This is a genomic window from Actinokineospora sp. UV203 (assembly GCF_056323665.1).
On sequence record NZ_CM150484.1, the window covers coordinates 4,073,354 to 4,085,139 of the forward strand.

The following is an 11,786-nucleotide window of genomic DNA, read 5'->3' on the forward strand; positions in this document are numbered from 1 at the left end:
CTCAACATTATGCCCTCACCAGCAGTTCGCCGTCGGTGATCTCCACGACCATGTCGGCGGCGGCCGCTTCCTCCGGCCGGTGCGTGACGTGCACGACGGTCCCGCGGACGTCCCGCAGGCCGGCGAGCACCCGTGCGGCGGTCGCGGCGTCGAGGTGCGCGGTCGGTTCGTCGAGCAGGAGGAGGTCGGCGTCGGCGAGCAACGCCCGCACAAGCGCGACCCGCTGCGCCTCCCCACCGGAGAGAGTGGCGGCCTGGGCGTCGAGCAGGTCAGGCAGACCGACCCGGTCGAGCGCGGCTCGCAGTTCGGCGTCGGTGGCGTGCGGCTTGGCCAGCCGAAGATTCTCCCGAACACTCGTCGCGACGAGCATCGCATCCTGCGGACACCACGCGGTCGACGCCGGCCGCCGAACCTGGCCGCGCTCAGGTTCAAGGAAACCGAGCAGCAGGGCGAGCAGCGTCGACTTCCCCGCCCCCGACGGCCCAACCACCGCAACGTGGGATCCGGCGGCCACCCGCAGATCCACCCCGCTGAGCGCGAGCCGATCGGCGCCGCGCCACCGGATGTCCGCGCCGGTCAGCTGCACGTGCTCACCACCGAGACCCGCGCTCTCGCCCCGAAGCGCCGCTCGCCCAGGAGAGCGGTGCTCACTTCCGAGAGCACTGCTCTCGACACGGTGCGGTGCCGCGACCGGCGTGCGGTGCTCGCTATGGAGAGCAGTGCTCTCACCTGCGGGCGACCGACCTCCTGGAGAGGAGTGCTCACTGATGAGAGCACTGCTCTCGCCACGACGCGGTGCCCCAACTAGCGAGCCGTGCTCGCTTGCGAGAGCAGTGCTCTCGGAGTGGAGCAGTGCTCTCTTTTGGGAGCGGTGATCCGTCAGCAGGGACGTGACCCGGCGGTGTGCTGAGCGCAGCGGGGCCAGGTGGGTCGCGGCGGTGGGGAGGGTGGCTAGCGCGTCGGTGAGGGCTAGTGGGAGTAGGGCGACGATGGGGATCAGGACAGGGTCCAGGACCGGTAGGGCCAGTGCGATGCCGGCGAAACTGGCGAGGCCCAACGTCAGGGTGATCAGGGCCGCACCTGCTCCGGCGCCGAAGGCCTGGGTGCGGGCGCGGGTGGTGAGGTTGGTGTCGAGGGTCGCGAGGGCGGCTCGACGTCGGCCGTCTCGGCCGAATGCGATGAGGTCGGCGGCGCCGTCGAGCAGGGTCAGGACACCGGCCGCGAGGGACCGGCGGTCGTGGGCCATCGCGGTTGTGGCGCGGCGGTCGAGGGCCAGGGTCAGGGCCGGTGCGCCGACCAGGGCGGCGAGCGCGGCGACGGCGAGGGTCAGGCCGGCGGCGGGCAGGATCGCCGTTTGGACAGTGATGGCGGCGATGACCACGGCCACCGCGACCAGCGGCGGAACCAGGACACGCGGAGTCAGGTCGCGGACCAGGTCGACGTCGTCGACGAGTCTGCGTTGGCCCTCGTCGTTTCTGGGCAGCCGGGCTGGGCCGCGCGCGACCAGGGCGGTCCACAGCCGGACCCGCAGGTCGGTGGCCGTCCGGAACGCGGCGTCGTGGGTCACCAGACGTTCCGCGTAGCGCAGGCCCGCGCGAGCGAGGCCGAACGTCCGCACACCCACGATCGCCACGGACAACATCAGGATCGGGGGCTGCTGGGCCGCCTTCGCGATCAGCCACGCCGACAGGGCCGTCAGGGCCACGCCGGAGATGAGGGCCGCCGCGCCCAGTGCCGCGCCCGCGAGCGTTCGCCGGGTCAGCAGTGTCCACAGTGGAGCGCCAGGTTGGTCGACCTCGGCCGCGACCGTGACAGCCGAGCCGGTCACCGGCGTCTCGCCCGCCTCCACCGCGCGGTGGGTGGCGAGCAGGACCGCGATGCCGCTCTCGGCCGCCCGTTCGATCACCGACATCACCCGGGCCGCCGTCGCCGGGTCCAGGTGGGCGGTCGGCTCGTCCAGGATCAGCAGTCGGGTGCCGGGCCGGGCCAGCGCTCGCAGCAGGGCGACCCGTTGGCGTTCGCCTGCCGACAGGTCGTCGACCCGGCGGTCCAGCAGGTGTGCGACGGCGAGGTCGCGGGCCAGTTCGGCCGGGTGGGGACCGACCTCGTCGGCCACGAGCGGCTCGGCGAAAGTCGGCCGCTGTGGCACCCAGGAGACGATTTGCCGCCAAGTCGACATATCGACGCTACTCAACTGCTTGCCGTCTACCAGCACGTTTCCGCTTGTCGGGGACACGAAGCCGAGCAACACCGCGAAGAATGTCGACTTTCCGCTACCGCTCGGTGAGTCCAGACGGACGATCTCGCCGTGCCTGACCACCACCGACAACCCGTCCGGCGCGAACCCTTCGCGCCGCTCGACGCGGAGGTCCTCGACCCGGAGTTCGCCGAAGCGGGACACCGCCTGCCCCGCGACACCCGCGGGCTCCGGCACGGCGGCGACGCGGCGGGCGGCCTCCACGCCGTCCTCGGCCGCGTGGTGCGCCGCGCCCGCCGCGCGCAGCGGCAGGTAGCACTCGGGCACGACGATCAGCACGAACAGGCCCACGGCGAGCGTGAGGTCGCCAGTCACCAGACGCAGCCCGATGACCACCGCCACCAGGGCCACCGACAGGGTCGCGATCAGCTCCAGCGCGAGCGCGGAGACGAAGGCGACCTTCAGCACGCCGAGCGTGCCGCGCCGGTGGGCCTCCGACGTCCGGCGCACCGCCTCGGCCTGGGCGGCGGCGCGGCGGAACGCGGTGAGCACCGGCAGCGCCCGGACCAGTTCCAGGAGGTGACCGGACAGCCGCTCGGTGGCGGCGGCGGCCCCCGCGACCCGGTCCTGGGTGTAGCGGCCGATGAGGATCGCGAACAGCGGGACCAGCGGCACCGTCAGCGCGACCACGACCGCCGAGGGCCAGTCGACGAACAGGATGACCGCGCCGACGCCGATCGGGGTCACCGCAGCCGTGACAAGCGCCGGAAGGTACGTGCCGAAGTAGTCGTCGAGGGCGTCCAAACCCTTGGTGGCCAAAGAGGTCAGCTCACCGGCGCCGCGCGCGGCGATCCACTCGGGACCGGCGGCGAACGCCCGGTCGAGGAGCACCGCGCGCAGTTCCGCCTTGGCGCCCGCCGCCGCACGGGCGGCCACGACCTGGGTCGCCCAGCCGAGGAGCCCACGCGTCACCACCGCGACGGCGAGGGGTGCGAGCGGTCCGCCCGTGATCGCGGACGCGAGCGCCCACGCCTGCCAGACGACGGCCGCGCCGGACGCCACGGCAAGTACGGCGCAGGCCGCCAGCGCCCGCCGCGCCGACGCGGACAGCGCCCGCAGCGGCTTCACGGGACGTGCACCGGTGGGATGTGCGCGGCGCTCACCCGCTTGCGGAACACCCAGTACGTCCACCCTTGGTAGACCAGCACCGCGGGCGTGCCGAACAGCGCGACCCAACTGATCACGGTCAGCGTGTACGGGCTCGACGCGGTGTCCGCGACCGTCAGCGAGAACGCCGGGTCCAAAGTGGACGGCAAAACGTTCGGGTAGAGAGCGCCGAACAGGCCCACGACCGAAGCCGCGATGACCACCCCGAGCGCCGCGAACGCCTGTCCTTCACGCCCCTTTTCCAGCCGTTCGAACGCGCTCGCCGCGGCCACGACCACCACGGCGACCGCGACCCACGTCCACACCGATCCCGAGTCGACCTGCACCCACACCAGCAGCGCGCCCAGTGGCAGCAACGCGAACGGGCCGATGCGGGCGGCCAGTCGCCGCGCGCGCAGCCGGATCTCGCCGTCGGTCTTGAGCGAGAGGAACACCGCGCCATGCACCAGGGCGAACCCGGCGAGCGCCACCGCGCCGAGGACCGTCGCCGGGCGGACGGCGGCGAAGACCGAACCGACCCGGTTCCCGTTCTGGTCCAGCGGAAGGCCGAACACGGTGGTCGCGATGATCAGGCCGAAGCCGAGTGCGGCGATCCAGGAGCCGGTCATGATCACCCGGTCCCACCAGCGCCGCCACCGCTCGGTGTCGACCTTGCCCCGGTACTCGAACGCGACCCCACGCCCGATCAGCCCGAGCAGCACCACCAGCAACGGCAGGAACGCCGCGCTGAGCAGGGACGCGTACCACCCGGGGAACGCGGCGAAGGTCGCGCCGATCGCGACGATCACCCACACCTCGTTGCCGTCCCAGACCGGCCCAATGGTGTTGATCATGACTCGGCGTTCGGTGTTGTCCTTGGCCAGCACCGGAAGCAGCATGCCGACGCCGAAGTCGAAGCCCTCCAGGAACAGGTAGCCCAGCCACAGCACGGCGATGACGCAGAACCAGACGACCGCGAGATCCATCGTCTCTCCTCAGTACGCGAACGCGAGCGTGTCGCTCGGCTCGTCGGGCTTCTCGGTCTTCTCGGGCATCACGCCCGCGACCCCGGCGCGCACGTAGCGCGCGATCAGGAACACCTCGACCGCCGCCAGCGCGGCGTAGACCAGCGTCAGCGCGACCAGCGAGGTCAGCACTTCGCCTACGGTGAGCCCGGACACGCCACGCGCGGTGAACATCCAGACGCCGTCCACACCGGACGGATTGGGCACCACGACGAACGGCTGGCGGCCCATCTCGGTGAAGATCCACCCCATGCTGTTGCCGATGAACGGGGTCGCGATGCCGGCCAGCGCCAGCCGCGGGAACCACTTCGTCCGCGGCAGCCTTCCCTTGCGGGTCAGCCACAGCACGACCGCGCCGATGAACGCCGACACCGCGCCGAAGCCGATCATCAGCCGGAAACCCCAGTAGGTGACCGGCAGCATCGGGACGTAGTCGATCGGCTTGCCGGACAGCTCCCCGAGCCGCTCGTCGACGGGGTAGTTCGTGCCGTAGCGCTCCTGGTATTCGACGACGAGGTCGTTGACCCCGCGGACCTCGGTGTCGAAGTCGCTGTGCGCCAGGAAGGACAGCAGCGCGGGCACCGTGATCGACTTGACGCTCTCACAGTCGGGCCTGCTCACATCGCCGATCGCGAACACGGAGAAGCTCGCCGGCTTCTCGGTGTGGCACAGCGCTTCGGCGGCGGCCATCTTCATCGGCTGCTGCTCGAACATCAGCTTGCTCTGCAGGTCGCCGGTGATGGCGAGCGCGGTGAACGCCATGACGCCGACCCAGCCGCCCAGCCGGATCGACGACCGCCACACCGGCTGGTCGCCGCGGTCGCGCCACAGGTGCCAGGCCGCGATGCCGATCAGGAACGCCCCCGCGACCGCGAAACACCCCGCCACGGCGTGCGGCACGGCGGCGACCGCGGTGTTGTTGGCCAGCACCGCCCAGATCGACGTCAGCCGCGGCCGCCCCTCGTCCATGACGACGCCCACCGGGTGCTGCATCCACGAGTTCGCCGCCAGGATGAAGTACGCCGAGGCGATCGTGGCCAGGCTGAACGCCCACGCGCAGGCCAGGTGCACCCGCTTGGGCAGCCGGTCCCAGCCGAAGATCCACAGCCCGAGGAACGTCGACTCGACGAAGAACGCGACCAGCCCCTCCATCGCCAGCGGGGCGCCGAAGACGTCGCCGACGAACCGGGAGTACTCGCTCCAGGACATGCCGAACTGGAACTCCTGGACGATGCCGGTCACCACGCCCATGGCGAAGTTGATCAGCAGCAGCTTGCCCCAGAACTTGGTCATGCGCAGGTACTTCACGTCACCGGTGCGCACCCAGGCGGTCTGCATTCCGGCCACGAGCACGGACAGGCCGATGGTCAAGGGGACCATGAGGAAGTGGTAGACGGTGGTGATGCCGAACTGCCACCGCGCGAGATCAAGTACGTCCACCCGCTCAGCGTCGGGCACCGGCGGTCCGGCCGCCATGTCCCCGGGTCCTGCCCGAGCGGGACCTAGGTCCCGGTTAGGGTAGGTCGTGGGAACAGCATTGATCGCTTTCGCGGCCGCGTTCGGCCTGGTCTTCGTCGTGGAACTGCCCGACAAGACGCTGGTCGCGACCCTGATCCTGACCACCCGCTACCGGGCTTGGCCGGTCTTCCTCGGCGTCAGCGCGGCCTTCGCCGTGCAGGTTGTGATTGCCGCCGCATTCGGCGGTGTGCTGACGTTGCTACCGGACCGCGTGGTGGCCGCCGTGGTCGCCGCACTGTTCGGCATCGGCGCGGCTCTGCTCCTGCGCGAGGGCTTCTCGAACCAGGACGAGGACGGCCTGGACGAGGCGGGACCAAGCGTCCCGGTGTCATTCTGGCGAGCGGCCCTGACGTCTTTCGGCGTCCTTTTCGCCGCCGAATGGGGCGACGCCTCGCAAATCGCCACCGCCGCCTTGAGCGCGCGTTACGCGGAACCGGTTTGGGTGGGGCTGGGCGCGTGGGTGGCGCTGGTGTCGGTGGCGGGAATCGCGGTGCTGGTGGGCAGCAAGATCGCCGAACGGATCAAGCCGCACCTGATCCAGCGCGTAGCAGGGGTCGTATTCGCTGGATTCGCCCTGGTAGCCGCCTACCAAGCGATCTTCGGGTGACTCTCGCCACACAACCGATTTCCGATCACCCCTGAACGCAAGGGGCCAATCCCAACAGGCACCACACAAAGTCCGCGGGTTACTTCAAAGCCGCCGCCACCGCGGCAGCGGCGGCAATCACCTTGGGTCCAACAGTCGCGCCATCAAGCGGCTCAAACGTCACGACCCCAACGCTGGCCCGAAGCCCAGGAACGCCCAGCACCGGCGCGGCGATCCCGTGCGCCCCGTGCTGCAGCTCCCCCGTGGTCCCGACCCAGCCCTGTTCGTCGGATCGCAGCCCAATCGCCTTGCCGGAAGCGCCCTTGTGCAGCGCATGACGGGTCCCCACCCGATAAGCCACGTGATAAGCCGTCCACGAAGGCTCCACAACAGCCACCGCCTGCGCCTCCTCACCGTCGGCCACAGTCAGGTGAGCCGTAGCCCCGACCTGCTCAGCCAAAGCCCGCAAGGCAGGCAAGGCGGCGATCCGCAACTGGGGCGCCACCTTCGCCGCCAGCTGCAGCAGCCCCAGACCCAACCGGACCCGAGACCCCTCCCGCCGAACCAGCCCGCGCGCCTGCAACGGCACCAGCAGCCGGTAGATCGCCGCCCGGCTCGCCCCGATGGACGTCGCCAGGTCGCTGATCGTCGGCGCCTCCGTGTCGGAGTCGGCCACCGCCTGCAGCAGCGCCAGGCCCCGGTCGAGGGTCAGCGAGCTCTCCTTGCCCGCCGGGTTCGCCTGGCGGGCTATCGGACCGGTCGACCGGATGCCGGGCATCAGTTCGCCGCCAGCACGGTTCCGGTGACCTCGGACAGGCCGACCACCGAACCCTCCGGGCCGGGCGCGGTCGCGGTGATGACCACCGTGTCGCCGTCCTGCAGGAAGGTGCGCTCGCTGCCGTCGTCGAGGGTGATCGGCTCCTTGCCGCCCCAGCACAGCTCCAGGAACGAGCCGCGCTGGTGCTTCTCCGGGCCCGAGATGGTGCCCGAGGCGAACAGGTCACCCGGCCGCACGGTCGCTCCGTTGACGGTCATGTGGGCGAGCTGCTGCGCGCAGGAGAACGCCATGCCCGCGAACTCCGGGCGGGAGACGACGGTGCCGTTCCACTCCACGGTCAGCGACACGTCCAGGCCCCACGACTGGTCCTCGACGAGGTACTCCTGTCGGGGGTGGCCGGGGTCGGGCACCGGGATCCGCGCGGCGGCGAACGCCTCCAGCGGGGTGATCCACGCGCCGACGGAGGTGGCGAACGACTTGCCGAGGAACGGGCCGAGTGGCACGTACTCCCAGGCCTGGATGTCGCGCGCGGACCAGTCGTTGACCGTGGTGACGCCGAAGATGTGCTCCGCCGCCGCCGAGGTGGCGACCCGGCCGGTGACCGAACCGCCGCAGACGAAGCCGAGTTCGGCCTCGATGTCGAGGCGGGCGCTCGGGCCGAACACCGGCGCCGGGTCGTTCGGGCCCTTGCGCTGGCCGTGCGGGCGCACGATGTCGGTGCCCGAGACGACGACCGTGCCCGCGCGGCCGTGGTAGCCGACCGGCAGGTGCGTCCAGTTCGGCAGCAGCGGGTCGCCGTCGGGGCGGAACATCTTGCCGACGTTCTCGGCGTGGTCGCGCGAGGAGTAGAAGTCGACGTAGTCGCCGACGGTGAACGGCAGGACCGGGCGCACGTCCGTCAGCGGCACGAGCACCGCTCCCTCGGGCGCGGTCGTCGCCGTCACGAGCTCGCGCAGCCGAGCGCGCAGCGCCGACCACGTGGGGCGGCCCGCGGCGAGCAGCGGGTCGAGGGTGTCGGCCGTGACAAGCTCAGCCAAGTCGCCGAACGCGGCCGCCATGGGCCGCAGGGGCAGTGCGTGGTCGCCCACGCGCACCGCGACGCCCAGGCCGTCCAGAACACCGTAGGGCAGCGTCTGGGGGCCGAAGGGGCGGTCCGCGGCGAACGCGGGGTCTTCGATCCAACTACTCACAGCAGGCCCAATCCTTCGAGGTCTTCGACCGGCTCGGTCAGCGAGCAGGAACCGTAGGAGCCGAACACCGCGCGGACGGCGTGCGCCGCCTGGTCGGTCAGGTCGGCCGCCTCGGCCGCCAGCGCCTTGCCGTCGGTGATCGACAGCGCCTCGCGGACGTCGCCGCCGGAGAGCAGCCGGGCGGTCGCGACCAGCAGGTTGAGGAACCCGTGGTGGACGAACCCGGTCGACTCGTCGGCGTGCCGCACGGCGTTGTGCAGGCCCGCGGTCGCCTTGAACGAGGCCTCCCCCGCGCCGATGACCGACAGGAAGTCGGCGATCTCGTCGACGCTGGGGAACTGCTCGTGGCTCAACCCGCCGCAGCGGATCTTGGGCCAGCTGCCGTGCTCGACGACCCGGCGGATGCCTTCGAGCCACTCGGGTCCGCCGCGGCGCGGCTCCACGACCCGGATGACGTCCTCGGGCACGAACTCGTTGACCCGCTCCAGCCAGACGTCGTCGACGTCGGCGGGCGCGGACATCTCGACCATGCGCAGGGCGAGCAGTTCGGCACGGGACTCGACGATCGACAGCGCCTTGGGCACGCCGCCCAGGCCGGTGTCGATGACGAGCGAGAGTGCGACGGGTTTGCCGGGCTTGGCCTTGATGAGCTCGGTGATCAGCTCGGGCAGCCGCGAGGCCTGGCAGAGGAAGACGCCCATCACCCCCGAGCGTTCGCCGTCACGTCCGGCGAGGTGCAGACGCACCGCGTCGGGCATGGCGGCGTTGCCCGGTGGGAACAGGGCGGCGTCGTCGACAAGCCGCGCGAACAGGGGCGGGATGCCACGGGGACCGGGCGCTGGGAGTGGAACGGCGCTTGACACGGCTGACACGCTAGTAGTGTATCGGCAACTGAACAAAAATGTTCGGAGAACGAACGCCCGGAGGAGCAATGCCGTACTACCGCCGAGTCGGGGAGATTCCCCCGAAAAGGCACACCCAGTTCCGCTCACCGGAGGGCAAGCTCTACGCCGAAGAGCTCATGGGCGTAGAGGGCTTCTCCTCCGACTCCGCTCTGCTCTACCACCGCCATCTGCCGACGGCGATCGTGAACGCCGAGGTCGCGGAGGATTTCCGCGGGCCGCTGGTGCCCAACCACCCGCTCAAGCCGCGCGCGTTCCGCTCGCAGGACCTCAAGTGGTCCGGCGCGAACGCGGTGACCGGCAGGCGGACACTGCTCGGCAACTCCGATGTCGTCATCGGGTTCGTCGTGGCCACCGAGCCCAGCCCGCTCTACCGCAACGCGGTGGGCGACGAGCTGCTCTACTGCCAGGGCGGCACCGGCACCATCGAGACGATCTACGGCGCCCTGCGCGTCGAGGACGGCGATTACGTCGTCCTGCCGACGTCGACCACCTACCGCGTGGTGCCCGACGACGAGCTGCGGCTGATGACCATCGAGGCGAGTGGCCACGTCGGCCCGCCCCGGCGCTACCTGTCGACCAAGGGCCAGTTCCTGGAGCACGCGCCCTACTGCGAGCGCGACCAGCGCGGCCCGACCGAGCCGCTGACCGTCGAGGGCGAGGACGTCGAGGTTCTAGTCCGGCATCGCGCGGGGCTCACGAAGTTCACCTACGCGAACCACCCGTTCGACGTGGTCGGCTGGGACGGCTGCCTCTACCCGTGGGTGTTCAACATCCGCGACTTCGAGCCGATCACCGGCCGCGTGCACCAGCCGCCGCCCGTGCACCAGACGTTCGAGGGCCCGAACTTCGTGGTCTGCTCGTTCGTCCCGCGCAAGGTCGACTACCACCCGGAGTCGATTCCGGTGCCTTACAACCACGCGAACGTGGACTCCGACGAGCTGATGTTCTACGTGCGCGGCAACTACGAGGCGCGCAAGGGCTCGGGCATCGAGATCGGGTCGCTGTCGCTGCACCCCGGCGGGTTCACCCACGGGCCGCAGCCCGGCGCGGCGGAGGCATCGATCGGTGCGGACTTCTTCGACGAGACCGCGGTCATGGTCGACACCTTCCGCCCGCTGGAGCTCGGCGAGGCCGGATCCGAGAGCGAAGACCCGCGCTACGCCTGGTCCTGGGCCAAGCGCGGACCCGACTGGTCCTGAGAGCGCGTCTGAGGGCTGGCGTGCGTGATAGTCGTGATCGAGGTGGTTCCTGACGGTGCGGACGGATCGTCGGCATACCGGAGTTGTCTGTCGGCGATCCGGCCGTGCCGTCAGGGGCCGCCTCGGCGCGGCTATCGCGTGCGCCAGCCCTCCGACGCGCTCTCGAACACCGCGATCGTCAGGAACGGGTAGCCGGGCAGCCCGGCGGCGGCCTTGCCGTCGGTCGGTCCGGCTACCCACAGCAGCCCGGTCGCCTCGACGTTGGCGCGTAGTTCCTTGGCGCCGTGACCGACCTTGACCTTGGCGGTCTTCCCGTCGTCCAGGGTCGCCACGAAACCGTGGCCGTCGACGGTGACCGGGACCGAACGCCACGGTCCGGTGCCGAGCAGGCGGTCCAGGGTGGTCCAGTAGCGCAGCTTGCGGATCCGCCACACCAGCAGCGCGGCCAGCGCCAGGGTGCCGATCCCCAGGCCGATGGCCGCGCCGAGATGGGTGCCGTAGGCCCCGCGCTGAACCAGGTCGACGACGAGCACCAGCGCGATGAGCAGCAGGATCGCGGGTCCGATGAGGTCGGTCTTGGCCCGGCGCCGCGGGGTGGCGGTGGCCTTGGCGAGGACGGCGTCCGCGGCGGCGAGCGGGGCCTTGAGCGGGGCTTCCTGCTCGACGGCGATCTCGTAGCCGTTGGAGACGTCCTCCTTGACGACCTGGGCCGGGCCCAGCGGGAGCGCGAGCCCGGCCGAGCGGATCGCGACCCAGCCGTCGTCGCTCGGGCCGACGATCCAGATCCGGCCGGTGCGGGCGAGGACCTGCTGGGCGGTCCACGGGAGGGCGTTGGCGCGCAGGCTCAACTTGGCCGTGCCGTCGTCGACCCGCATCTTCGTCCGCGGCAGGCCGCGGGCGGACCGGTAGACCTTCACCGAGGCCTCGCGCCACGGCTGTTCCTTCAGCAGCTTCTCGGCAGGCCGCAGCCAGGTGCCGACCAGGCTGAAGCTGACCACCGTGGCGAGGAGGAACGCCAGCGCGACGACCCCGAGGACCGCGGTCGCCACCCAACCCGCGCGCAGGAAGATCGCGGGGACACCGAAGACGACGGCGCCGACCGGCAGGCCGAGCAGCGGGAGGCGCAGGTCACGGTAGGCGCGGGCGGTGTGCGGGTCGGTCATGGCGGGGATGTCCGTCGGCGGCTCCACCGCGGGAGCCTCACGCCGCTGTGCCTTGCCCATACGTCCTCCGTTCGGGTAC

The 11,786-nt window shown here is 71.0% G+C and carries 9 protein-coding genes; 2 read left to right on the plus strand and 7 right to left on the minus strand.

The features are described from left to right. Positions 1–7: 7 nt before the first annotated feature. Genes cydD through ACUZ2Y_RS19455 form a run of 3 tightly spaced genes read right to left on the minus strand, consistent with a single transcriptional unit; the run spans position 8 to position 5,808 of the window. The gene (gene cydD, locus ACUZ2Y_RS19445) at positions 8–3,325 is read right to left on the minus strand and encodes a thiol reductant ABC exporter subunit CydD (protein ID WP_476320896.1); all 3,318 of its coding nucleotides are present in this window, start codon (positions 3,323–3,325) and stop codon (positions 8–10) included. Then, positions 3,322–4,329: a cytochrome d ubiquinol oxidase subunit II gene (gene cydB / locus ACUZ2Y_RS19450; RefSeq protein ID WP_476320898.1), complete on the minus strand. Its 1,008-nt coding sequence runs from the start codon at positions 4,327–4,329 to the stop codon at positions 3,322–3,324. Before cydB ends, cydD begins: the two co-directional genes overlap by 4 nt. A gap of 9 nt (positions 4,330–4,338) precedes the next feature. Then, positions 4,339–5,808: a cytochrome ubiquinol oxidase subunit I gene (locus tag ACUZ2Y_RS19455; RefSeq protein ID WP_476331942.1), complete on the minus strand. Its 1,470-nt coding sequence runs from the start codon at positions 5,806–5,808 to the stop codon at positions 4,339–4,341. Between the two features lie 97 nt (positions 5,809–5,905). Between ACUZ2Y_RS19455 and ACUZ2Y_RS19460 the strand changes: the two genes are divergently transcribed. Further along, complete coding sequence (locus ACUZ2Y_RS19460; RefSeq protein ID WP_476331944.1) at positions 5,906–6,493, plus strand: TMEM165/GDT1 family protein; 588 nt, start codon at positions 5,906–5,908, stop codon at positions 6,491–6,493. A 79-nt stretch (positions 6,494–6,572) separates the two neighbouring features. Here ACUZ2Y_RS19460 and ACUZ2Y_RS19465 read toward each other — a convergent pair whose 3' ends face one another. Genes ACUZ2Y_RS19465 through ACUZ2Y_RS19475 form a run of 3 tightly spaced genes read right to left on the minus strand, consistent with a single transcriptional unit; the run spans position 6,573 to position 9,303 of the window. Continuing rightward, the gene (locus tag ACUZ2Y_RS19465) at positions 6,573–7,250 is read right to left on the minus strand and encodes a helix-turn-helix domain-containing protein (RefSeq protein WP_476320900.1); all 678 of its coding nucleotides are present in this window, start codon (positions 7,248–7,250) and stop codon (positions 6,573–6,575) included. Next, positions 7,250–8,440 carry a fumarylacetoacetase gene (fahA, locus tag ACUZ2Y_RS19470; protein WP_476320902.1) on the minus strand — a complete coding sequence of 397 codons (1,191 nt, stop codon included), beginning with the start codon at positions 8,438–8,440 and terminating at the stop codon, positions 7,250–7,252. The genes ACUZ2Y_RS19465 and fahA overlap by 1 nt, the downstream gene beginning before the upstream one ends. Beyond that, the gene (locus tag ACUZ2Y_RS19475) at positions 8,437–9,303 is read right to left on the minus strand and encodes a hypothetical protein (protein ID WP_476331946.1); all 867 of its coding nucleotides are present in this window, start codon (positions 9,301–9,303) and stop codon (positions 8,437–8,439) included. The genes fahA and ACUZ2Y_RS19475 overlap by 4 nt, the downstream gene beginning before the upstream one ends. A gap of 68 nt (positions 9,304–9,371) precedes the next feature. Here ACUZ2Y_RS19475 and ACUZ2Y_RS19480 point away from each other — a divergent pair, with 68 nt between their 5' ends. Then, positions 9,372–10,544: a homogentisate 1,2-dioxygenase gene (locus tag ACUZ2Y_RS19480; protein WP_476320904.1), complete on the plus strand. Its 1,173-nt coding sequence runs from the start codon at positions 9,372–9,374 to the stop codon at positions 10,542–10,544. Between the two features lie 131 nt (positions 10,545–10,675). Here ACUZ2Y_RS19480 and ACUZ2Y_RS19485 read toward each other — a convergent pair whose 3' ends face one another. Further along, positions 10,676–11,767 carry a hypothetical protein gene (locus ACUZ2Y_RS19485; RefSeq protein WP_476320906.1) on the minus strand — a complete coding sequence of 364 codons (1,092 nt, stop codon included), beginning with the start codon at positions 11,765–11,767 and terminating at the stop codon, positions 10,676–10,678. Positions 11,768–11,786: the final 19 nt, after the last annotated feature.

Bases quoted from the DNA above. Each gene is read 5' to 3' on its own strand.
- cydB (WP_476320898.1), bottom strand. From the start codon at position 4,329: ATGGATCTCGCGGTCGTCTGGTTCTGCGTCATCGCCGTGCTGTGGCTG.
- ACUZ2Y_RS19465 (WP_476320900.1), bottom strand. From the start codon at position 7,250: ATGCCCGGCATCCGGTCGACCGGTCCGATAGCCCGCCAGGCGAACCCG.
- ACUZ2Y_RS19480 (WP_476320904.1), top strand. From the start codon at position 9,372: ATGCCGTACTACCGCCGAGTCGGGGAGATTCCCCCGAAAAGGCACACC.
- ACUZ2Y_RS19485 (WP_476320906.1), bottom strand. From the start codon at position 11,767: ATGGGCAAGGCACAGCGGCGTGAGGCTCCCGCGGTGGAGCCGCCGACG.